The 22,068-nt window shown below is 55.7% G+C and carries 21 protein-coding genes; 8 read left to right on the top strand and 13 right to left on the bottom strand.

Annotated features, from left to right (window positions below):
* Window positions 1-523: 523 nt before the first annotated feature.
* Window positions 524-1,888: a hypothetical protein gene (locus GNG26_RS06965; RefSeq protein WP_156238268.1), complete on the bottom strand. Its 1,365-nt coding sequence runs from the start codon at window positions 1,886-1,888 to the stop codon at window positions 524-526.
* A 725-nt stretch (window positions 1,889-2,613) separates the two neighbouring features.
* On the opposite strand from GNG26_RS06965, the gene GNG26_RS06960 reads away from it, so the two are divergent.
* Complete coding sequence (locus tag GNG26_RS06960) at window positions 2,614-3,150, top strand: sterol desaturase family protein (protein WP_156238267.1); 537 nt, start codon at window positions 2,614-2,616, stop codon at window positions 3,148-3,150.
* Here GNG26_RS06960 and crtB read toward each other — a convergent pair.
* The 7 genes from crtB to GNG26_RS06925 all read right to left on the bottom strand — a co-directional run bounded on the left by crtB (window position 3,089) and on the right by GNG26_RS06925 (window position 10,147).
* Window positions 3,089-4,015 carry a 15-cis-phytoene synthase CrtB gene (gene crtB, locus GNG26_RS06955; RefSeq protein WP_103823448.1) on the bottom strand — a complete coding sequence of 309 codons (927 nt, stop codon included), beginning with the start codon at window positions 4,013-4,015 and terminating at the stop codon, window positions 3,089-3,091. The genes GNG26_RS06960 and crtB overlap by 62 nt on opposite strands.
* The gene (locus tag GNG26_RS06950; RefSeq protein ID WP_156238266.1) at window positions 4,012-5,490 is read right to left on the bottom strand and encodes a phytoene desaturase; all 1,479 of its coding nucleotides are present in this window, start codon (window positions 5,488-5,490) and stop codon (window positions 4,012-4,014) included. Before GNG26_RS06950 ends, crtB begins: the two co-directional genes overlap by 4 nt.
* Entirely contained in the window at window positions 5,483-6,658 is a 1,176-nt protein-coding gene (gene crtY / locus GNG26_RS06945) for a lycopene beta-cyclase CrtY (protein ID WP_156238265.1), read from the bottom strand. Before crtY ends, GNG26_RS06950 begins: the two co-directional genes overlap by 8 nt.
* Window positions 6,658-7,686, bottom strand: a complete 1,029-nt coding sequence (gene fni / locus GNG26_RS06940) for a type 2 isopentenyl-diphosphate Delta-isomerase (protein ID WP_156238264.1) — start codon at window positions 7,684-7,686, stop codon at window positions 6,658-6,660. Before fni ends, crtY begins: the two co-directional genes overlap by 1 nt.
* Window positions 7,683-8,603 carry a polyprenyl synthetase family protein gene (locus GNG26_RS06935; RefSeq protein ID WP_114315510.1) on the bottom strand — a complete coding sequence of 307 codons (921 nt, stop codon included), beginning with the start codon at window positions 8,601-8,603 and terminating at the stop codon, window positions 7,683-7,685. Before GNG26_RS06935 ends, fni begins: the two co-directional genes overlap by 4 nt.
* A 211-nt stretch (window positions 8,604-8,814) precedes the next feature.
* Window positions 8,815-9,387, bottom strand: coding sequence for a DUF2239 family protein (locus tag GNG26_RS06930; RefSeq protein ID WP_103823453.1), 573 nt, complete (start codon window positions 9,385-9,387; stop codon window positions 8,815-8,817).
* Window positions 9,388-9,598: 211 nt separating this feature from the next.
* Window positions 9,599-10,147 (bottom strand): TetR/AcrR family transcriptional regulator, encoded by a 549-nt coding sequence (locus tag GNG26_RS06925; protein WP_156238263.1) that lies wholly within the window; start codon window positions 10,145-10,147, stop codon window positions 9,599-9,601.
* 81 nt (window positions 10,148-10,228) lie between these two features.
* Between GNG26_RS06925 and GNG26_RS06920 the strand changes: the two genes are divergently transcribed.
* Window positions 10,229-11,437: an MFS transporter gene (locus GNG26_RS06920; protein ID WP_114387573.1), complete on the top strand. Its 1,209-nt coding sequence runs from the start codon at window positions 10,229-10,231 to the stop codon at window positions 11,435-11,437.
* Entirely contained in the window at window positions 11,437-12,249 is an 813-nt protein-coding gene (locus GNG26_RS06915; protein WP_156238262.1) for a Cof-type HAD-IIB family hydrolase, read from the top strand. The genes GNG26_RS06920 and GNG26_RS06915 overlap by 1 nt, the downstream gene beginning before the upstream one ends.
* A 106-nt stretch (window positions 12,250-12,355) precedes the next feature.
* On the opposite strand, the gene GNG26_RS06910 is transcribed toward GNG26_RS06915, so the two are convergent.
* Window positions 12,356-13,591 carry an MFS transporter gene (locus GNG26_RS06910; RefSeq protein WP_114387575.1) on the bottom strand — a complete coding sequence of 412 codons (1,236 nt, stop codon included), beginning with the start codon at window positions 13,589-13,591 and terminating at the stop codon, window positions 12,356-12,358.
* A 167-nt stretch (window positions 13,592-13,758) separates the two neighbouring features.
* Between GNG26_RS06910 and GNG26_RS06905 the strand changes: the two genes are divergently transcribed.
* From GNG26_RS06905 to deoR, 3 genes are all read left to right on the top strand, one after another.
* The gene (locus tag GNG26_RS06905) at window positions 13,759-14,487 is read left to right on the top strand and encodes a phosphatase PAP2 family protein (RefSeq protein WP_156238261.1); all 729 of its coding nucleotides are present in this window, start codon (window positions 13,759-13,761) and stop codon (window positions 14,485-14,487) included.
* 7 nt (window positions 14,488-14,494) lie between these two features.
* Entirely contained in the window at window positions 14,495-15,103 is a 609-nt protein-coding gene (ybjG, locus tag GNG26_RS06900) for an undecaprenyl-diphosphate phosphatase (RefSeq protein WP_103823459.1), read from the top strand.
* 67 nt (window positions 15,104-15,170) lie between these two features.
* Entirely contained in the window at window positions 15,171-15,929 is a 759-nt protein-coding gene (deoR, locus tag GNG26_RS06895) for a DNA-binding transcriptional repressor DeoR (protein WP_103823460.1), read from the top strand.
* A 107-nt stretch (window positions 15,930-16,036) separates the two neighbouring features.
* Here the strand turns inward: deoR and dacC are convergent, their stop codons facing one another.
* Window positions 16,037-17,242 (bottom strand): serine-type D-Ala-D-Ala carboxypeptidase, encoded by a 1,206-nt coding sequence (gene dacC, locus GNG26_RS06890; protein ID WP_114315516.1) that lies wholly within the window; start codon window positions 17,240-17,242, stop codon window positions 16,037-16,039.
* A gap of 257 nt (window positions 17,243-17,499) precedes the next feature.
* Between dacC and GNG26_RS06885 the strand changes: the two genes are divergently transcribed.
* Window positions 17,500-18,126: a glutathione S-transferase family protein gene (locus GNG26_RS06885; protein ID WP_103823462.1), complete on the top strand. Its 627-nt coding sequence runs from the start codon at window positions 17,500-17,502 to the stop codon at window positions 18,124-18,126.
* A gap of 1 nt (window position 18,127) precedes the next feature.
* Here GNG26_RS06885 and GNG26_RS06880 read toward each other — a convergent pair whose 3' ends face one another.
* Window positions 18,128-19,246 carry a PQQ-dependent sugar dehydrogenase gene (locus GNG26_RS06880; protein ID WP_156238260.1) on the bottom strand — a complete coding sequence of 373 codons (1,119 nt, stop codon included), beginning with the start codon at window positions 19,244-19,246 and terminating at the stop codon, window positions 18,128-18,130.
* Window positions 19,247-19,350: 104 nt separating this feature from the next.
* Window positions 19,351-19,734 (bottom strand): biofilm formation regulator BssR, encoded by a 384-nt coding sequence (bssR, locus tag GNG26_RS06875; protein ID WP_103823464.1) that lies wholly within the window; start codon window positions 19,732-19,734, stop codon window positions 19,351-19,353.
* A gap of 268 nt (window positions 19,735-20,002) precedes the next feature.
* Here bssR and rimO point away from each other — a divergent pair, with 268 nt between their 5' ends.
* Window positions 20,003-21,328: a 30S ribosomal protein S12 methylthiotransferase RimO gene (gene rimO / locus GNG26_RS06870; protein WP_156238259.1), complete on the top strand. Its 1,326-nt coding sequence runs from the start codon at window positions 20,003-20,005 to the stop codon at window positions 21,326-21,328.
* Window positions 21,329-21,429: 101 nt separating this feature from the next.
* Here the strand turns inward: rimO and GNG26_RS06865 are convergent, their stop codons facing one another.
* Entirely contained in the window at window positions 21,430-22,044 is a 615-nt protein-coding gene (locus tag GNG26_RS06865; RefSeq protein WP_156238258.1) for a LuxR C-terminal-related transcriptional regulator, read from the bottom strand.
* Window positions 22,045-22,068: the final 24 nt, after the last annotated feature.

The following is a 22,068-nucleotide window of genomic DNA, read 5'->3' as shown; positions in this document are numbered from 1 at the left end:
CTTTGATGTCCCCAATTTGTGGAGCCCATCAACCCCGCCGTTTTGGTTCAAGGTTGATGGGTTTTTTGTTGGGTAGGATTTTGGTTTTTCCAATCTTTACCAGTACCTTGTTAGCCAATTTGCCCGAACTGAAGAGTTTTTGCGTATCCGGTGAGTCAAGCATCAAAGGGCCGGTGAACTTCTGTAACCTGTTTCTGTACTCGCTAAATGGAGAAAAAATGGGATACATAGCATTCCGTTATCGGAGATTGTCGGTGAAGATGAATTTCTGAACACCAAAAACGTAAGCCAGAATGAGATGATGGCAGCGCAGCACGTGCCGGCTCAGATGACGAGATTATGCCGAGCAATGTTGGGGCTAGGGGGATGTATAATTCCATTGAATTTTTTGTTAGTAATGAAGCAATACAATTCCAAAAAGAGCTAAGAAACTTCATAATTAGTCTAATAGAGAAATAATCATCTTAATGGATCATCACTTAATCAAATAAAAAAGGGGCTTTTGCCCCTTTTTATTTGATACTTAACCTTCCAGAATGTTTTGTGCAGATTTAATTTCTTCTTCTTTTATTACATTCTTCCTTTTAACTAAACCAGCCTTTTCAAGAATTGCATCCATTTTCTCCCCGCCCTCATCTATAATTTTCTTAAAATGTTCTGAAGATAATATTTCCATTATTGGTGACGAATGCGTTTTTTCCTCAACAAATCTTAACGGGGGTTCTTCCAGCCGTGTTAAAGCATTTCCGAATAATCTCTGTGAAAAATCAGAATCAAGCTGAACTGCTTCTCTTCGATATCCCTCATAAGCCTTCGAAACTGATGCTTTAAACTCATAATCTTCCGCAAGTCTAAAGCGCTGACCAATTTGTTTAGTTGACAACCAAGCAAACCAAAGTGGTGCACCGACACTTAAGAAAGATAAAACAAGCTGGATGGCTAATTTAATACCTGATGAATCCGGGCTGGATAAGTATGTTTCAAGGGCATGAAGTCTATAATATCCGACCGCAGCACCTGCAACTAGTGCCGCAATCAGACCACCTACCCAATAGCGTATACTCAAGTTAAGTTTTTCTGCCTTATCTTGAAAGGCTCCAGCCAAGCCTTTCGAAGTAGTAGTTCTAAAAGCCTCTTCACACTTATCAATATATGTCTGGGCTTCAATTTTGAGTTTATTTAAGTAACTATTAGCTTCAGATATTGCATTTTCACTTAACTTAACGACAGTATCTCTTAGTTCTTCGATTTCTTTTGCCCCATCCTGGGCTAGCTTTAATTTTTTCTCGATTTCTGTATAATCAGAAGAAGATGTATCTTTTAAATTTTCGATTTCTTGATTCGTTTCTCGCAGCATTTTTAATGTGGTCGGAAGATTCTCTGCTGCATCATAAGCTTCATTTATGGTTTTTATCTTACCTTCAATGCTACCACTTTTTTCCTCGATAGAAGCTAATCCAGAATTGTATAGTTCAAGTCTTGATATTATTTTTTTCGGTAATAAATCTTTATCTTTAAGCACAGAGAAAGAAAATAGTTCATTAATCCTATTTGTTATATAAAGCATGGACAACAAATATGAATAAATTGCGGTCTGGGAAACTGAAGAATTGCTATGAGTAATATGGTCTATATTTGGTTGCGCTAGATCTAAATCGTAAATAATAGAATCAATTAAATTTAAATCCTCTTCTGATGGAATATATTTCCCCATTTTAGTTATTTTTTCAGAAAGCATCTTCGGAAAATACACTAAGTCTGAGGAGTGCAAGAAGGGGAAGGTATAAGCACCTAAATCAATTAAATCCTCACGTTGAAAGGCTAAGCCATCTAGTGCTGTATGTAAATTATCTAATTTTTCTTTGAGTTCACTAAGCTTTTGATCCATTTCGCAACCTATAAGTATAGTTTTTTATTAAACAGAAGGTTAACCAAAAAGATACCATACATTATTCTTTTGAATAGCACTATATGTCAGCAGAGCATGTACTCATATCACCGCCGAACCTACCGCTTTCTAGAGTAGTTTCCATGTACTTGTAGGACCAAAACAAAATCTCGCCAGTTCTGGCGGGCCTATAATGAACCACACCCCAAACGATCATACAATCTTATGCGGCATAGTTATGCGCTACTCGTTAGGGTTTCACACAGCCTATGAATCAACCTTGACATAGTAAAATCAAATCTTAACGCCAGCAGCCTTCCTAGCGCTCACTAGGAAGATTCAACGAGCAAGCGTACTCATAGGAACAAACTTTCGCCATAAGCTCGTCCGCCAGCTTCAAGATCTAATTGATAGCCAGAAGCTTTTCGTCATAGCCATGCCAGCTTGTCGCGATAACTTTCTGTCTCAGTAATATCGTTCCCTCTATTACGTAGTTCTCTTAGATTATTGTCGCTAGTTATGCTTAATATCCTGTTTATACCTTTTTCGGTGCTTCGGTTTGGCCAGCCTTATCCCGATAATCAGCTCCCTTAGCTTTCTTTTACTCAGTTTCTGATGATTAAGTAGCAGAGTGGACAAGCCTTAACCGCTCGCCCCACCCTTCCTCCATTTAAGTGTTACGCTTAATACCTGAGCCCTCTCTTCCCCGAGCCCAAGGAGCCCCAATGCTCGCGTTGTACAACACAGTGATCGTGCTTTTAACCATTGCCGCCATGGAACTCGTCGCCGCTCTTTCCCACAAGTACATCATGCACGGCTGGGGTTGGGGATGGCATGAATCGCACCACGAGCCGCGCACAGGCTGGTTTGAGGTGAACGACCTTTACGCCGTGGTGTTCGCGGTGCTGGCGATTGTGCTGATTGCGCTGGGAACGTGGGGCCTGTGGCCGCTGCAGTGGATTGGTGCCGGTATGACGGCCTACGGCGCGCTCTACTTTATGGTGCATGATGGGCTGGTGCATCAGCGCTGGCCGTTTCGCTATATCCCGCGCAAGGGTTATCTCAAGCGCCTCTATCTGGCGCACCGTCTGCACCATGCGGTGCGGGGCAAAGAGGACTGCGTCTCCTTTGGTTTTCTCTATGCCCCGCCGGTAGATAAATTGCAGGCGACGTTACGCCAGCGCAAGGCGCGTCGCGCAGCTAGCGAGGGCGCTGCCAGAGCTGAGCCGGACGCGGCGACGGCGTCGCAAAACGAGAAGTAAGCGCCAGCAAGGCGCCTTTTAGCAGTAATCCCGATTTTTCCACCGAGCTGGTGCCCTGCCGATTATCCCAGGCGCGGGCACCCGCCGCGCTCACCTTCACGCCAATTTCACGGTAGACCCCGTGCGCCGAGGCAATTGCCCACGCGGATCGCAGCGGTAGCCCGGCCAGACCTTGCCGGGCAGAGGCATAGTAAGGCTCGGCTTCGGCTACCAGCCTCTGGGCAATGCCCGCGAGGGGTTGGCGCATCTGGGGTGAGGTCATTGCCGCTGGGTCGATGTCCGCCTCTGCCAGCCACCGGGCCGGCAGATAGCAGCGACCAACCCGGGCATCCTCGACAATATCCCGGGCAATATTAGTGAGCTGAAACGCCAGGCCTAAATCACAGGCGCGATCGAGCACCGCTTCATCGCGGACACCCATCACCCTCGCCATCATCAGCCCCACCACCCCCGCCACGCGATAGCAGTATTGCAGGGTGTCATCGAAGGTCTCGTAATGCGTCTCGCGCACATCCATGGCAAAGCCATCCAGATGATCGTAAGCCAACTGGAGCGGGATATTGTGCCCCAGCGCCACCTCCTGAAAAGCGGCAAAGGCGGGTTCATGCATCTCGCCTCCCTCCCAGGCGCGCAGGGTCTGGCGTTTGAGCATCTCAAGGCGTTGCTCGGCCGGGGCGATCTCCACGGGAGTGACGTTAAACCCCAGCTCCTGCCCGTCGATCACGTCGTCGCAATAGCGGCACCAGGCGTAAAGCATCAGCACGCTACGCCGGGTGGCGGGATCGAACAGCTTCGCGGCGGTGGCAAAACTTTTTGACCCCACGGCGATGGTGTCGGTGGCGTGATCCATCAGGGTTGTGTTCATCGGGAAAGCGCCTCCAGCATCAGTCCTGCCGTTGCTTTGGCCGAGCCGATCACCCCGGGAATACCGGCGCCTGGGTGGGTACCCGCCCCGACCAGGTAAAGGTTGGGGATGCGACTGTCGCGATTGTGCGGCCGGAACCAGGCGCTCTGGCGCAGGATCGGTTCCACCGAAAAGGCGGAGCCGAGATGCGCCCCAAGCTGGTCGCGAAAATCAAACGGGGTAAACATGCGGTGAGTCACCAGCTGGCTGCGCAGCCCCGGCATGTAGTGGGCTTCGAGATAGGCAAAAATCCTGTCGCGCAGGCGCGGTCCCTCAACGTCCCAGTCGAGATCCGCCGTTCCCAGATGCGGCACGGGCGCTAATACGTAGTAGCTGCCGCAGCCCGGCGGAGCCAGGGAGGGATCGGTGACACAGGGGGCATGCAGGTAGAGGGAAAAATCCTCCGCCAGGGCGTTTTTATTGAATATCTCGTCGATAAGCGCTTTATAGCGCGGCCCGAAACAGACGGTGTGGTGGGCCAGATCGTGCTGCTTGTTGAGGCCAAAATAGAGCACAAACAGGGAGTTACTCATCCGTTTGCGCTTAAGCGAGGCTGCGCGCGCCGCCCCTGTGGGATGATGTCCCAGCAGCTTTTCGTAGGTATGCACCACGTCGGCATTGGAGGCCACCGCCGCGACCGGGATCGTCCGGCCATCTTTGAGCGTGACGGCGCTGATACGATCGCCGTCTGCCTGCAGCCGGGTCACCTCCGCATTCAGCTGTAGCTCGCCGCCCAGGTCCTGGTAGAGCTTCACCAGCCCCTGCACCAGCGCCCCGGTTCCCCCGCGGGCAAACCAGACGCCCCACTCCCGCTCAAGGGCGTGGATCAGGGTGTAAATGGACGAGGTGGCGAAGGGATTGCCCCCCACCAGCAGGGAATGAAACGAGAACGCCTGGCGCAGCTGTTCATTCTCGATAAAGCGGGAGACCATGCTGTAGACGCTGCGCCAGGCCTGAAGGCGGGTAAGCTGCGGCCCGGCGCGGAGCATGTCGCGAAAAGAGAGGAACGGAACCGTGCCAAGCTTGAGATAGCCCTCGTTAAACACTTCCCGCGAATAAGCGTGAAACTTGCGGTAGCCCTCTACATCGCGCGGGTTAAACCGTCTTATCTGCTCTTCCAGCCGGGTCTGCACGTTGTCGTAATCAAAGACTTCTCCCGTCTCCCAGCAGAGGCGATAGAACGGGGTCACCGGCAGCAGCTCGACATAATCGGCCATGCGTTTACCGGCCAGGGTAAAGAGCTCTTCGATGGCGCTGGGATCGGTTATCACCGTCGGCCCGGCGTCAAAGGTAAATCCTTGATCCTGATAGACGTAAGCGCGCCCGCCGGGCTTATCCCGCTTCTCCAGCAGAAGCGTGTTGATGCCCTGCGCCTGTAGCCGAATGGCCAGCGCTAATCCGCCAAAACCGGCGCCAATAATCACTGTTTTATTCATGGTGAAACGCTCGCATCCGGGGAGTGAGTTTCAGTATGGCGAGCATCGCTTCGCCGACGGGTACCGGGGGCTTGCCTGCCAGGATCCGCGCTTTATCGGCCAGGGTCAGCTGCCCGGCGTAAAAGCGGGCAATCAGCCCTTCGTTAAGAGAGTAAAACCGCTGCATCACCTGCCAGCGCTTATCGGCATCCCCCGCCAGGAACAGCATGCGGTTGAGGGAGCGGAAAAAGCGCTGCTCGCGCCACTGGCGCAGGGCGTAGCGATGGATAATGGAAAAAAGCGCGGCTGCGCTGCTATCCGCGCTTGCGGCAATGGCCTCGGCCAGCGCCACCGCGTGCGGCAACGAATAGCCGGTGGTGGCATGAAACAGCCCGGCGCGCAGTCCGCTGCAGGGCTGTTTGTCTCGCCCCTGCCAGTACGCCGGGAAATCGCCCGCCAGCATAATGGGCAGGTCGCCCTGCTCTTCGCGATCGAGATGTGCCAGTGCCCAGCCCTGCTCGCGGGCATAATCGGCGATGTTTTGCCGCGCAACGCCAGCATCCAGCCGGGCGGTGTCAACGTAGTGGGTATCTTCGATCAAGAGTTCGTTCGCAGAAAGCGGCAGCGTGTAGACAAAGCGATACCCGCCCTGCTGATTGACCGTGGCATCCATCAGGATGGGCCGGGACAGGCCGTGGGGCTGGCTCAGACGCCACTGCTGGCCGAGGAAAGACTGGCTGCCAGTAGTAAGATGCCCGTCCGCCATGTAGCCCCGACCATCAATGACCGCCCGGGCCTGGAGCGTGGTGCCGTCAGCAAGCGTCACCGAGGTCGGGGTGAGCGCGGTGACAGCGGCCCGGGTATGCAGATTGTCGCCGCAGGTCGCGGTCAACACCTCGGCAAAACGTTCGGAGGTGATGCTGAGATAGTCCCTGGCAAGGGTGCGGTTCAGGTCAGGAAAGCGGACGTCGTACCCCTGCCAGCGATGGGCCACCAGTGGGGCAACCCAGCGATGCTGTTCCGGTGTAATGTCGCCCTCATGAAAGGACCAGGTGTGATTCCCGCCAGGCTTACTGTCGGCCTCAAGAAGCAGTACGCGCAGCTCTGGTCGTCGCTGTCGCAAGCGTAAGGCGATCAGCCCGTTGGCCAGTCCGCCGCCCGCTAAGATGATGTCCCACGCTGGCGCCATTACGTTTGTGCCACCAGCGTGGCCTGACGCAGCTGGGACAGGTTTGCACTGCCGGTGCAGAAGCAGGCGACGCGCAGCTGGTCGATGATCACCTGAAAATGGTCGATAACCGCCTCGCTGGAGGTTAACGCGCTTTGCAGCACGCCGGCCGCCTGCCCCACCAGGCTTGCGCCTAAGCGGATCGCTTTTGCCACCTCAATACCGTTGGCGATCCCACCCGATGCCACCAGCGGCATATCGGGCAGCGCCTGATGCAGATCCTGGAGCGCCGTTGCGGTCGGGATCCCCCAGTCGGCAAAAGCCATCGCCACCGCCCGGTCGTGGGCGTTAACGGCGCGTTCGCCCTCCACCGCCGCCCAGCTGGTGCCCCCGGCACCGGCGACATCCAGCATCGCCACTCCCGCCGCCGCCAGCTTGCGGGCTACCGGAACTGAAATTCCGTTACCCACCTCTTTCACCACCACCGGCACATCCAGCGCCTCGACGGTGCGATGGATGGCGTCGATGACGCCGTACCAGTTGCGATCCCCGCCGTGCTGCAGCGCCTCCTGCAGCGGGTTAAGGTGGATGATGAGCGCATCCGCCGCGAGGGTCTCGACGGCCCGTTTGGCATAATCCAGCCCCTGTGGTCCCGCGATTTGCGCCGCGCCGAGGTTCGCCATCAGCACAATGTCCGGGGCAAAAGATCGCAGTTCGCGCGTCAGGCCATATCTGGCGTCACTCTCCAGCGCCACGCGCTGGGAGCCCACCCCCATCGCCAGCCCCAGTGTCTGTGCGGCAATGGCAAGGTGTTGGTTAATCTGGCTCGCCCGGCGGGTACCGCCGGTCATGGAGCTTATCAGCAGCGGCGCGTTCAGGGTTCGGCCAAACAGCGGGGTCGAGAGGTCAATCTCATCAAGATGCAGTTCGGGAAGTGCGCAATGCCCGAAGCGCCATTTTTCAAAGCCGCTGGTACATTTTTTTACGCCGGGCATGCTGTTCAGTACGATATCGAGATGATCGCTTTTACGTTGCGACAGGCTGCTCATTGACACTCCGACAGGGATAACGACAGGCTCTGGCTGATAAGCGTCAGCTGTTTTTCAAACCAGATGTGAACATAGTAGCGGGCGGTATTTCCCGGCTGACAGGCGGTAGCGATATGCTGATCGGCGCTGCGCACGTGTTCGCGCAGCCGCAGGAAGACACTCTCTGCCCCGAGCACGGCAACCAGCGTCGATTTGTCTTTATCCTGATGCGGATCTTTGCCGTTGGCACTGGAGCCATCGGTCAGGTCATCAATTAGCTGGAAGGCCTGGCCGAGATCGCGGGCAAAAAAGCGCAGCCGTTCGCTGACCGGAGGCGGCGCGTCGGCGGCAATGGCCGCCAGTTGCAGAGCGGCGTTGAACAGGCTGCTAGTTTTCAGCTCATTGGTCAGCAGGATCTCATCGGTATTTCGGCTCTGGCGGGCCTCATTGAGATCGCGGAATTGCCCCTGCACCAGCCCCATATGCCCCACCGACGCAGAGAGCTCAGCAATCGCCCGCGCTTTTGCCTCGTGGGTCAGCGAAGGCGCGCGGGAGATAACGCAAAAAGCGTGACTGAGCAGCGCCACCGCCGCCAGGATCGCCACGTGTTCGCCATACTGGTAGTGAACCGTAGGCCGCCCGCGGCGGAGCGTCGCGTTGTCCATGCAGGGCATGTCATCCAGGATCAGGGAGGCGACATGGACCATCTCAATGGCGCAGGCCAGATCGAGAATGCCCGTCGGCTCTGTTTTGTAGCCCATATCTCGCGCCGCCAGCAGCAGCAGCAAAGGGCGCATACGCTTGCCCGCGACAAGCGTGGCATCACGCATGGCTGCATAGACTTGCCCTTCCTGCTCCCCCGCGGGCAAAAGTTGTTCGAGACGTTGCTCAAACGCAGACAGCAGCATCTTCACATCATCTTCATGACTGTGGGTCATAGTGGCTTCCCCGGTGTTATGGTGGCGACGTCCGCAGAAGAGGTAAAAAACGCTTGCCGCAGGCTGGTTTACAAAGCGTAGCGTATCCTTCTGCGTTTTGTTGCCTGACAGGAAAAGAGAAAGCAGGGGTAGATTTTAATCTATTTAAAATCAATAGATTGAAATAAAAACCAACCAGCAAATTGCACAAAAATTTACATTTGTAGAGATTTTAGGCGTCGTGGCTCTCTTCCTCTTTGCCAAAAGCTAACCGTAGCGCGTACTCGCGAATATCCTGCGGCCAGCTTGCGATACTGGCCGTAAATGCCGCCTCATCGTCGGCAAACAGCGCGCGCATGCTGGCCTCGTAGCCAGGAAGATCCCCCGCGATTTCGTACATAAAGTGATAGGCGCGGTCGTGGCGCTGGCGCTTGTTATCTGCCGGTTTAGCGCTTTTCCTCGCCTGATCGATAAGTCGGCGCAGCGTAGCGGAAGCGCCGCCGGGCTGCGTGGCCAGCCACTCCCAGTGCCGGGGCAGCAGGGTGACCTCTTTTGCCGACACGCCCAGTTTTGGCCGTCCACGGGTTTTCACCGCGGTGCTTTCCGCCAGTTCCGGATAGACCGCCAGGGCGCTGGCAATATCTTCATGAAGATGAATATCGAGGCGTTTGCCGCTGCGATCGTTGAAAATGAAAACGGTTTCACGACCGATGTTAACGGATTGTAGCTGCTGCATCAGTTCGCTCAGGGTTCCGTGCGCAATCTGCTGCTGCCGCCAGAAGGCAGTGAGGGTGATGGCGGGCATGCTCTTACCTTTTTATCCGGGTAAAAATATAAGCGTAGGCTGGCAATGAAAATGGTGCCAATTTTACCCGGATAAAATTTATTATGCCCGTTTAGCCTGACGTGACGCCTGCGATTTGTGCATAAAATTTAAACACTCTTTCTGCCACAATGTTGCGTAAAAGTAAAATCACTATCATTGTTTGCGGCAGAGGCTGCCGCTGGCCTGAATCTTATCTCCCCTCCCCCGCAATCCGCCCTACCATCGCCCTTAGCTCTTCTCGTGAAAGCGGTTGCCGGTCGGTAACAAAATGCAGCGTCATCCCTTCAATAAACGCATCCAGCGCGCGGGCGGTGACCGGATCAAACCACTGCTCCAGCGTCGTCTGGCTGGTTTTCATCCAGTCCTGCATCACGCTTTTTAACGATGGGCTGCGGTTCATAAAGGCATAAAGCTGATACATCAGCTCCATATTGTGCGGCGTGGTGACCTGGGAGCTGTGAATCAGGGTGGTAATCGACTCGCAGGCCATCTCCGGCCCCGTCACCCCGGCAAAAAACTCGCGGTACTGCACCGACATCTGCTGCGTAAACCAAGTGAACGCCTCCTCAAGCAGCGCATCCATCCCGGAAAAATAGTAGGTCATCGACCCCAGCGGCACCCCGGCGCAGCTGGCGATTTTGCGGTGGGTGACGGCGTTCAGGCCGTGTTCGGCAATAGTGTCCAGGGTGGCCTGCAATATCCGTTCCCGCCGTTGCGGATCGTTGGGTCGTCTGTTCATTTTTACCTCAGCGAATTTATGTACAAATGTACACAAACTTGCTAGTGTTGTCTCCTGTGTTGTCCCTCTGGTACAGAAATCATGACCGACATCTCATCGCGCAAAAAGCTGCAACGCCGCCTGTGGGCGCTGTTTATGTTCTTCTTTATCCCCGGCCTGTTAATGGCCTCCTGGGCCACACGTACCCCCGCTATCCGCGACATTTTGTCGGTCTCGACGGCGGAAATGGGCATCGTATTATTTGGCCTGTCGATAGGCTCGATGAGCGGCATTCTCTGCTCCGCCTGGCTGGTTAAGCGCTTCGGCACGCGGACCGTGATCCGCACCACTATGTGCTGCGCGATTCTGGGTATGATGATGCTCAGCGCTGCGCTGTGGTTTGCCTCCCCGCTGGCGTTTGCCCTCGGGTTGACCGTCTTTGGCGGCAGTTTTGGCGCGGCAGAAGTGGCGATCAACGTCGAAGGCGCCACTATCGAGCAGGAGATGAACAAAACCGTGCTGCCGATGATGCACGGCTTTTACAGCCTCGGTACCCTGGCAGGCGCCGGTATCGGCATGGCACTCACCGCCTCCGGTATCGCTGCCACGACCCATACTTTGCTGGCCGCGCTGGTCTGTATCGCCCCGGTTCTGCTGGGGATCACCGCCATCCCGGACGGCAACGGCAAGAACCAGGCCGGTGAGAGCAAAAAGGGTGAGAAAGGCGTGCCGTTTTATCGCGATATGCAGCTGATGCTGATTGGCGTGGTGGTGCTGGCGATGGCCTTTGCCGAAGGCTCTGCAAACGACTGGCTGCCGCTGCTGATGGTGGACGGCCACGGATTCAGTCCCACCTCCGGCTCGCTGATTTACGCTGGATTTACGCTGGGCATGACCGTCGGGCGCTTTACCGGCGGCTGGTTTATCGACCGCTACAGCCGCGTGGCGGTGGTACGCGCCAGCGCCCTGCTGGGCGGGCTGGGCATTGCGTTGATTATTTTTGTTGATGTCGACTGGATTGCTGGCGTGTCGGTGATCCTGTGGGGACTTGGCGCCTCGCTCGGCTTCCCGCTCACCATCTCGGCAGCCAGCGATACCGGCCCGGATGCGCCAGGACGCGTCAGCGTGGTCGCCACCACAGGCTATCTCGCCTTCCTGGTAGGCCCACCGCTGCTGGGCTTCCTCGGGGAGCACTATGGCTTACGCAGCGCCATGCTGGTGGTACTGGGCTTAGTGATTATTGCCGCCCTGGTCGCCCGGGCGGTCGCTAAACCGGCGTCGCAGAGTGAATCTGTCATGGAGAATGGATAATGAGCGTTAAGATGATTGCGGTTGATATGGATGGCACCTTCCTGAACGATGCGAAGGAGTACAATCGCGCGCGCTTTCTGCGCCAGTATGCGCAAATGAAGGAACGGGGCATACGGTTTGTGGTCGCCAGCGGCAACCAGTACTACCAGCTGATCTCCTTTTTCCCGGAGATAGCCGATGAGATCGCCTTCGTCGCTGAAAACGGCGGCTGGGTGGTAAATGCCGGAGAAGATGTTTATAACGGCGAGCTGACCCAGGCGCAGTTCGCCACCGTCGCGGAGTTCCTCTGTTCCATCCCGGAAGTGGAAGTGATCGCCTGCGGGAAAGGCAGCGCCTATACCCTCAAGCACTATGGCGAAGCGTTCCACGACGTTGCCGCGAAGTATTATCACCGCCTGGAAAAGGTGGATAACTTCGATAACTTTAACGATATCTTCTTTAAATTCGGGCTGAATCTGCCGGATGAGGAGATCCCGCGTATCCAGGAGATGATCCACGACAAACTGAGCGATATTATGGTGCCGGTGACCACCGGCTACGGCAATATCGACCTGATCCTGCCGGGGATCCACAAGGCCAACGGCCTGCGTCTGCTTCAGGAACTGTGGGGCATTGATGACAGCGAAGTGGTCGCCTTTGGCGACAGCGGTAATGACATGGAGATGCTGAGCCAGGCCGGGTTTAGTTTTGCCATGGCCAACGCCCGGGATCACATCAAGGCGGTTGCCCGCTATGAAGCACCGAATAATAACGACGAAGGGGTGCTGGAGGTGATTGACCGCGTGTTGAAGCGGGAAGCGCCGTTCAATTAAGGCCCCGCCCGGCGGCGCTTCGCTTGCGCGGGCCTACGGGTTCGCAGGTCTTGTAGGCCGGGTAAGGCGAAGCCGCCACCCGGCAAAATGCGGGCACCATGCCCGCTTAATCCGGCTGTAACGAACTGCCCACCCGCTTGTCTTTCAGGAAGACAAACATCAGCGCCAGCCACAGCAGGCCGTTTACCAGGTTAAACAGGCTGAACAGCCCGTTACCGCCGCTGCTGAAGGCGTGTTTGCTCACCTCAATGCCCACGGTAAAGATCAGCATCTGTAACATGCCCATCGCCGCCGACACCGTCCCTTTGCTCACCTCGCTGGCAAACAGCGTCAGGCGCACCAGCCCGGCGTTTGCCAGCCCAATGCCAAATGCGTAGATGCTGAGCCCGGCGGTCATCCACAGGTAAGCGTGCGATGAGACGACCGTCGCCACCGCGGCCACCACCAGCCCAATCACGATCGGCCATCCGCCCATAATAATCAGCGAGCGTACGGTACGGCGCGAGGTCAAACGGGCCAGCACGATGTTACCCACAATCAGCGCGCCAAAAATCGGCACCTGCAGCAGGCCATATTCGTAGCTACTGAGGTTTTCGCCGCTGATGATGATCACCGGCGACTGGGCGATCCACGCCAGCAGCGGCAGGCAGACAAAGCCAATCGCCAGCGCCCCGGCCACAAAGCGACCGTTTTTCAGCACCTCTTTATAGTCGCGCCCCAGCTCCTGCAGTGAGAGCTTTTCGCCGATGCGGGTAGCCGTTTCGGGCATCGCCCGGTGCAGACCATAAAACGAGATGGCGGCCAGCGCCGCAAACAGCACAAACATCCCCTCCCACGGCGCAACGTGCACCCACGCCGCCCCCACCAGCGGGCCCAGCAGCGGCGCAATCAGCGCCACGTTAGCCATCAGGGCGGTGATTTTGATGCACACCGCCTCCTCAAACGACTCCTGGATGGCGGCGTACCCAACCGCGCCGATAAAGCACAGGCTGATCCCCTGTAAAAAACGCAGCACCATAAACTGCTCGATGGTTTGCGCCAGCAGGGTCGCCAGGCAGGTGACGATAAACCACGCCACCCCGGTGAGCATCACCGGACGACGGCCAATACGGTCCGACAGCGGGCCGAGCAGCCACTGCAAAAACATCCCCCCTGCCAGATAGGCGGTCATGGAGGTGGGTACCCACTCAATCCCGGCGTTGTACTGCTCCACCACGGCCAGCATGCCGGGCTGGATCATATCGTTACCGATATAGGTGGAGAATTCGTAAAGCACCAGGCACAGGGGGAACAACAACGCCTGACGCCCCAGGCGAGTGCCAGAAGAAGAACGGTTTAACATGGAGTCTCAATATCCGATAAAAAATCGCGCAGAGTGTAATGAAATGGTCGCGCCAGCGATAGCAGATTCACGCAGCAGTTCAGAAATAACGCACAAATCGCCGTCGTTTAAGGTTTCCTTAAGTTGGCATCCGTATGCTTAGGCTTTTCCAGTCATTGACCTCAATTATGACACAGATTTCCTCCGCTTCAGAATTGTCTAAGTTAAAGAGTTCTAAGACAAAACCGCTTTACCCTTTGCCGGTACGTTTTTATGTTAACCAGTTCATTGTGCTGCTGGTGCTGGCCGCGGTTTTTACCTGGCTTTCGCGGGATGAAACCCTCGACAGGGTGCTGACCGGCTACTGGTTTGACGCGGCGAGTCAACACTTTCCGCTGCAGCAGAACGCGCTGCTGGATCTGCTCAATCATCGACTGGCGAAATATCTGACCATCGCCCTGGCTGCCGGGACGCTGCTGTACGGCATCTGGCGACGCAACGCTCAGCTGGTGACCGGGGCTTTGCTGATGGGGCTTGGCACGGCGGTGGTGGGCATACTGAAAGCTACCAGCCATCACAGCTGCCCCTGGGACCTGGTGGAGTACGGCGGCAAAGCGCTGTCGTATCCCCTGTTCGATCCCGCCCCTGCCGGCAGTGGCCCCGGGCGCTGTTTTCCGGGCGGGCACGCCTCAAGCGGCTTTATGGTGATGGGGCTGTTCTTCGCCTTCTGGCGTGAACGTCCGCGCCTGGCCTGGGGAATGGTCGCCGCGGGTATCGCGCTCGGGCTGGGGATGGGCTATGGCCAGGTGATGCGCGGTGCACATTTCTTCTCCCATAACCTGTGGGCAGGCTGGTGGGTGTGGTTTTCTCAGGTGGTGGCCTATGGCCTGGTGTCCGCCTGGTTTGCAAAAGAGTAACGAGGATATGTTAGAAGATCTGAACTACGGATTGTTTCATCTGATCAATGCCACCCCTGCTTCAGCGGAGTGGAGCATTAATCTCGCCACCTTTGTGGCGAAAGACCTGATCAGCATCGTGCCGGCGCTGATTGCGATCCTCTGGCTATGGGGACCGCGCAAACAGGTGGGTGCCCAGCGTCAGCTGGTGATTAAAATTGCTATGGCGCTGGTGATTAGCCTGGCGGCGTCGTGGCTGCTGGGGCATCTCTTCCCTCATGACCGCCCGTTTGTCGATCGTGTCGGCTATAACTTCCTGCCTCACGCCGCCGATGACTCCTTCCCGAGCGATCACGGCACTGTCATTTTCACCTTTGCGCTGGCGTTCCTGTTCTGGCACCGCGTCTGGTCAGGCATCGTCTTAATGATGCTGGCCTGCGCTATCGCCTGGTCCCGAGTCTATCTTGGCGTGCACTGGCCGATGGATATGCTGGGCGGGCTGATGGTCGGCTTGTTGGGCTGCCTGAGCGCGCAGATCCTCTGGAATCTGTTCGGTGACGTTATCTATCAACGTCTTTCGCAGCTTCACCGCTTCTGCTTTGCCCTGCCTATCCGCAAAGGCTGGATACGTGACTAAGTCGGGTTTAGCGGGTTAAACTTGAGCCCCCCGGCGTAACGGGGGTTCATTTTGGCTCCGAGGACCTATGGAAACACGACGTGACGAACGGCTGGCTCAACTGATTAATGCGCTTAAGCGCAGCGACAAATTGCATCTGAAAGAAGCCGCCGCGCTGCTGGGTGTTTCTGAGATGACCATTCGACGGGATCTCAACAGCGAAAGCGGCCCCGTGGTGCTGCTTGGCGGCTATATCGTCCTCGAACCCCGCAGCGCCAGCCACTATCTGCTGAGCGATCAAAAGACCCGTCTGGTGGAAGAGAAGCGCAAAGCCGCACGTCTGGCCGCCTCGCTGGTGCAGCCCCATCAAACGCTCTTTTTCGATTGCGGTACCACCACCCCCTGGATCATCGAAGCCATTGATAACGACCTGCCCTTTACCGGCGTCTGTTACTCCCTGAATACGTTCCTCGCCCTGCAGGAAAAACCGGGGTGCAGGGTGATCCTCTGCGGCGGCGAATTCCACGCCAGCAATGCCATTTTCAAACCGCTCAATCTGCAGGACACGCTCAATAATCTCTGCCCGGATATCGCCTTTTACTCCGCGGCGGGTGTACATGTCCGTCAGGGCGCGACCTGCTTTAATCTGGATGAACTGCCGGTAAAACAGTGGGCGATGAGCATGGCTCAGTACCATGTGCTGGTGGTGGATCACAGCAAGATAGGTAAAGTGCGCCCGGCCCGAATGGGCGAGCTGACCTGTTTTGATGCCATCGTGAGCGACTGCCGTCCGGATGAGGAATTGGTTGCTTATGCTAAGGCGCAGCAGATAAAGCTGATGTACTGAGTGGGGTTTAATGCCCGGCGGCGCTGCGCTTGCACGGGCCTACGATTCAGGCGTTTGGGCCGTTCGTAGGCCGGGTAAGGCGAAGCCACCACCCGGCGCTGTGTTATTTACTTAAACCAACCCCCAAACCATTCGTGGAATTTCATCATGACGAAATCCCACATCCGGCCAAAGAAGCCGCCCTCTTCCACCGCTTCCATCACAATCAGCGGACGCTGCTCGATAGATTTGCCGTTCAGCTGGAAATCGATGGTGCCGACCACCTGGCCTTTCTTCAGCGGCGCGGTGAGCTGTTTGTCAGTGAGGGTGTAGCTGGCTTTCAGGTTTTTCAGCTGGCCGCGCGGAATGGTGACGGAACCGCTCTCCCCGGCGCCAAGCTTAACCTCGCTCTTGTCACCAAACCAGACGCGCTGGCTGACAAACGTCGCATCCGGCTTGATAGGGGTAACGGTTTCGAAGAAGCGGAAGCCCCAGGTCAGCAGTTTTTCCGACTCATTAAAGCGGATGCGGTCGGTTTTGGTGCCCAGCACCACTGAGATCAGACGCATATCGCCCTGGGTCGCCGACGCCACGAGGTTGTAGCCAGCCCCCGCCGTGGTTCCGGTTTTCATCCCGTCAACGTTAAGGTTGCTGCTCCAGAGCAGGCGGTTACGGTTCGGCTGGCGGATTTTGTTGAAGGTAAACTCTTTCTCTTTGTGGATCGCATACTCTTCCGGCACGTCATGAATCAGCGCCTTACCGAGCAGGGCCATATCGCGGGCGGTACTGAACTGGCCCGGCGCATCCAGACCATGAACGGTTTTAAAGGTGGTGTTGGTGAGGCCCAGTCGCTGGGCATAGCCATTCATCAAACCAATAAAAGAATCCTGGCTGCCGGCCACATAATCGGCCAGCGCGATACAGGCATCATTCCCTGACTGAATGATTACCCCTTTGTTCAGGTCAGAAACCGCCACCTGATCGCCAGGCTTCAGGAACATGACCGAGGAGCCGCGCAGCGCCGGATTACCGGTCGCCCAGGCGTCTTTACCGATGGTCACCATGTCGGTGAGCTTGATTTTGCCCGCTTTCAGCGCCTGCCCTACCACGTAGCTGGTCATGATTTTGGTCAGGCTTGCAGGATCAAGTTTCTCGTCTGCGTTGCCCTCGGCCAGCACTTTACCGCTGGCGTAGTCCATCAGTATCCAGGCGCGCGCATCAACCGGCGGTGCCTCTGGGGCCGCCTGTTCCGCTGCGTACAGCGAAGGTGCAAAAAGGACCAGCAGCGCACTACCTGCTACCAGACCACGTAAAGAAGAAGTTTTTCGCATCATGTTGCCACCCGAATGTCCATTCCAAAAATCACGTCATACCGCCGTGTCGCAAGAAACGTTGATTAATAACGTACTAATGGCTTTAAAAAAACTAAAACCTGGTAAACTTTTTTAAAGTTTACGCAATTACAATCCGATACGCTTTGACCCCATCGATTTTTTTCGCCTCTGTTGCGTATTTGTTAGGTTTATCTCACCATGGGTGATCATAAACACGGATTTCATCCTGAGATCGGCTTTAATTATAAGGGGTTATTATGATTACTTTGTGGGGCCGGAACAATTCAACGAACGTCAAAAAGGTGCTCTGGACGCTGGAAGAGCTGGATTTACCCTTTACCCAGATCATGGCGGGGATGCAGTACGGGGTGAATAAAGAGGCGGAGTACCTGGCGATGAACCCCAATGGCCTGGTGCCGCTGCTGCGCGATGATGAAACCGACCTGACGCTGTGGGAGTCCAACGCTATTGTGCGCTACCTTGCGGCGCAATACGGGCAGAACAGGCTGTGGATCGATGCGCCTGCGAAGCGTGCCGTCGGCGAGAAGTGGATGGACTGGGCCAACCAGACGCTCTCCCCTGCCCACCGTGTGATCCTGATGGGGCTGGTGAGAACCCCGGAAGCCGAACGTAACTATGCGGCGATTAACGCAGCAAAAGAGAGCTGCGAATCTCTGTTCGCCATGCTGGATGAGGCTCTCGCGACACAACCGTGGCTGTCGGGCGATGAGTTTGGCGTGGGTGATATCGCCGTCGCACCGTTTGTCTGGAACCTCACCAACGTCGATCTTGAGTGGGCGCCCCGCCCCAATCTGGCGCGCTGGCTGACGAACCTGAGCGAGCGCCCGGCGTACCGCAACGTGGTGATGATCCCGGTCAGCTAAGCTATGTCCCGGACGGGCTGACCTTTAACAGCTGCCCGTCCGACTCATCGGTAAGTACGTATAAATAGCCATCCGGCCCCACCCGCACATCGCGAACCCGCTGATTGCGATCCCCCAGAATACGCCCCTCTTCCGTCACGCGATTGCCATTGACGTTCAGCACAATCACATCTTTGTCTTTCAGCGCGCCGATAAAGAGTTTGTTCTTCCACTGCGGGAAACGATCGCTGTTATAGAAGGCCATGCCGCTGATGGCCGGGGACTGTTTCCAGACAAACAGCGGCGGCTCGGTGCCTTCCACCTGTTCACCCTTCGCTTCCGGTATCGGCAATCCGCTGTAATTGATGCCGTGCGTCGCCAGCGGCCAGCCGTAGTTTTTGCCCTTTTCCGGAATATTGATCTCATCGCCGCCGCGCGGACCGTGCTCATTAAGCCACAGCGTGTCGCTCCACGGGTTCATGGCTAACCCCTGAGGGTTACGGATGCCGTAAGACCAGATCTCGGGTCGTGCGCCCTGGCGGTTTACGAACGGATTATCGTCCGGTACGGCCCCCTGGTCGGTAAGGCGCACCACTTTACCCTGCAGCTTATCCAGATCCTGGGCGGTGGGCCGCTGATTATTCTCTCCGAGAGCGATATAGAGATAGCCTTTCCCGTCGAACACCAGCCGGCCACCAAAGTGATTGCCGGTGGAAAGTTTTGGCTGCTGGCGGAAGATCACCTTGAAGCCCTCCAGCCGGGTATTGTCGTCGCTAAGACGGCCATACCCTACCGCCGTGCCCGCTTTACCGTCATCACCCGCTTCGGCATAGCTCAGCCAGACCCGGCGCGACGTGGCAAAGTCAGGGGCCAGCGCCACGTCAAGCAACCCGCCCTGGCCGTTAGCCCAGACCTTCGGCACGCCGACGATGGGATCGGAGAGCCCTTTGCCCGCCTGCCAGCGCTTAAGCTGCCCGCCTTTAAGGGTGATCAACATCCCCTGATCTTCTGGCAGGAACGCCAGCGCCCAGGGATGATCGAGTTTATTTTGCAGGACAGCAACGTTCACATCCGCAGGAGCCGCATACAGCGAGGCGGATATCAGCAACATTGGCAGGGATATAACCGAAGATCGACGCATAACGCACTCCTTTTCGAGGTATGGCATAAGGTTAGCCACTCCGCACAGGGGCGTTATTACTTTTACAAAAGCTTAAGCAGTTGGGGGAGTTGCCTCCCCCAGGATCAGCTCTGAATCAGCGGTGTATGCGATTTCAGATACTGGATGCAGAGAGTGAGATCGTTCAGACAGTTTTCCAGCTTCTCTGCGTTGACGGCGATGAACGTCGGGCAATCATGGTTGCCGGTCATCATACAGACGCCTGCGGTGGTGAGCGAACCGGCGGCACGATAGAGCATCGCCTGCTCCTCAGCATTGCAGTGCGCCCTCAGTTCAGGCGCTTTTTCACGCATGTAAGTACAAAGTTCAAAGAAGTTGTCACGCAGATGGTCGCTTTCGCTGACTGACATATACCCCTTCGCTTTCCTCAACTGCAGATAGGCCGCGAGATCGATTCGGGCGTTGATCATCTTGTTAAGAAGATCGCGTTTCAGTCTGTCAACGGACATGCTTTTTCCCCCCTTGTCAGCCTTAGAACATTCTTAGATTATGTCTATTTTTTGTTCAATTTAATGCGTCAGGTCAATAATCCGTGACGGATTACTGACATTTACAATGTTAAATGGACCTGAGCGAGCCGCTCCAGAGAGGTACCGGCGCGCGCTCACGCCCCGTTCAGGATGCTTGCCTCCCCATTGCACAGACCGCTATAAATTCTCTGCGGAAATCTGTACAATCCCTGCCCTGATAACTCCATAACTGACTACTTTTTAATCTATGAGCAATGTGACACACCAGCCGAAAATCGGCTTCGTCTCTCTGGGCTGCCCGAAAAACCTGGTGGATTCCGAACGTATCCTGACCGAGCTTCGCACCGAAGGCTATGACGTGGTACCAAGCTACGACAACGCCGATATGGTGATCGTTAACACCTGCGGCTTTATCGATAGCGCCGTACAGGAGTCTCTGGAAGCCATCGGTGAAGCACTCACCGAAAACGGCAAGGTGATTGTTACCGGTTGCCTGGGTGCCAAAGTCGATCAGATCCGCGAAGTCCACCCTAAGGTGCTGGAAATCACCGGTCCGCACAGCTACGAGCAGGTGCTGGAACATGTGCATCACTATGTGCCAAAACCAAAGCATAACCCGTTCCTGAGCCTGGTGCCGGAACAGGGCGTGAAACTCACCCCGCGTCACTACGCGTACTTAAAAATTTCCGAAGGCTGCAACCATCGCTGCACCTTCTGCATTATCCCGTCCATGCGTGGCGATCTGGTGAGCCGTCCGATTGGCGAAGTACTGGCCGAAGCCAAGCGCCTGGCCGATGCGGGCGTGAAAGAGCTGCTGGTGATCTCCCAGGACACCTCCGCCTACGGCGTGGACGTGAAGCACCGCTCCGGTTTCCACAACGGCGAGCCGGTGAAAACCAGCATGGTCGGCCTGTGCGAACAGCTCTCTAAGCTCGGCATCTGGACGCGTCTGCACTATGTCTACCCTTACCCGCACGTGGACGACGTGATCCCGCTGATGGCGGAAGGCAAAATCCTGCCGTATCTGGATATCCCGCTGCAGCACGCCAGCCCACGCATTCTGAAGCTGATGAAGCGTCCTGGCTCTGTTGACCGCCAGCTGGCGCGCATCAAGCAGTGGCGTGAAATCTGCCCGGATCTGACCCTGCGCTCCACCTTTATTGTCGGCTTCCCGGGTGAAACCGAAGAAGATTTCCAGATGCTGCTCGACTTCCTGAAAGAGGCACGTCTGGATCGCGTGGGTTGCTTCAAGTACAGCCCGGTTGAAGGGGCGACCGCCAACGAACTGGCGGATCAGGTGCCGGAAGAGGTAAAAGAAGAGCGCTGGAACCGCTTCATGCAGCTGCAACAGCAGATCTCTGCTGAACGTCTGCAGGAGAAAGTGGGCCGCGAAATCATGGTCATCATCGACGAAGTGGATGAAGAAGGCGCGATTGGCCGCAGCATGGCCGACGCCCCGGAAATCGACGGTGCGGTCTACCTGAACGGTGAAACGAAGGTCAAACCGGGCGATATCGTGCGCGTGAAAGTTGAAAACGCCGACGAATATGACTTGTGGGGCAGCCGGGTTTAATTTCGGTTTACGCCTGATGGCGCTGCGCTTATCAGGCGGGGGTGTTAACACCCGGCAAGCGTGCGCTGCCGGGCGTTATTTTTCCACTGCTGGAGAGAATTTCACAGAAATAATCGGGTTTCGTTTTTTTCACGCAGCATGCCTAAAAAGCGGAATAGCTCGTAATCGCTTTTCAGCTTGAATTTACGCATAACAATGTGTTTCTGCGCTGCAACCTTTTTGTAGTCAATATTCAAAATCTTTGCGACATCCTTGACTGTATTCCCATAGTAAAAGCCGGACATAATTTCCCGCTGCTGGAGTGATAAGATGAAATGTTTACACCCGAGGCATGATCTATATTGTGGGAAACCCTCGCTCACTAACCATTTTTCCCAGGTAACGGTGAGTTTATCCGTGATTGCACATAACGGTTCTCGTCGTACAATATAGACAATATCAGCAAAGCAGGATGGCGATCTTTCCTGAAAATCATTTTTATCCACTAGTCCAATAATAATGCCTTTACGTCGCGCGCGTAGCTCCGGGAAACAGAGGTAACGTTCGCCATTGCACAAAGAAAGAACAATCACATCGGCGTTGGCAATATTCTCCTGCGTAAAATCGGCAAGAAAATCAACTTGGCGGTTAAACCGCTTGCAGAACAACTCACTGAGAATATCTTTCATGCCTCTGCAAAACAGGACATCGGATTCGTTAATTAATATCTTTAGCATGGACAACTCGGGTTATAGCTGATA

It is taken from the genome of Leclercia sp. J807, assembly GCF_009734465.1.
GTDB lineage: Bacteria > Pseudomonadota > Gammaproteobacteria > Enterobacterales > Enterobacteriaceae > Enterobacter.
This window is presented reverse-complemented; position numbering and strand designations above follow the sequence as displayed.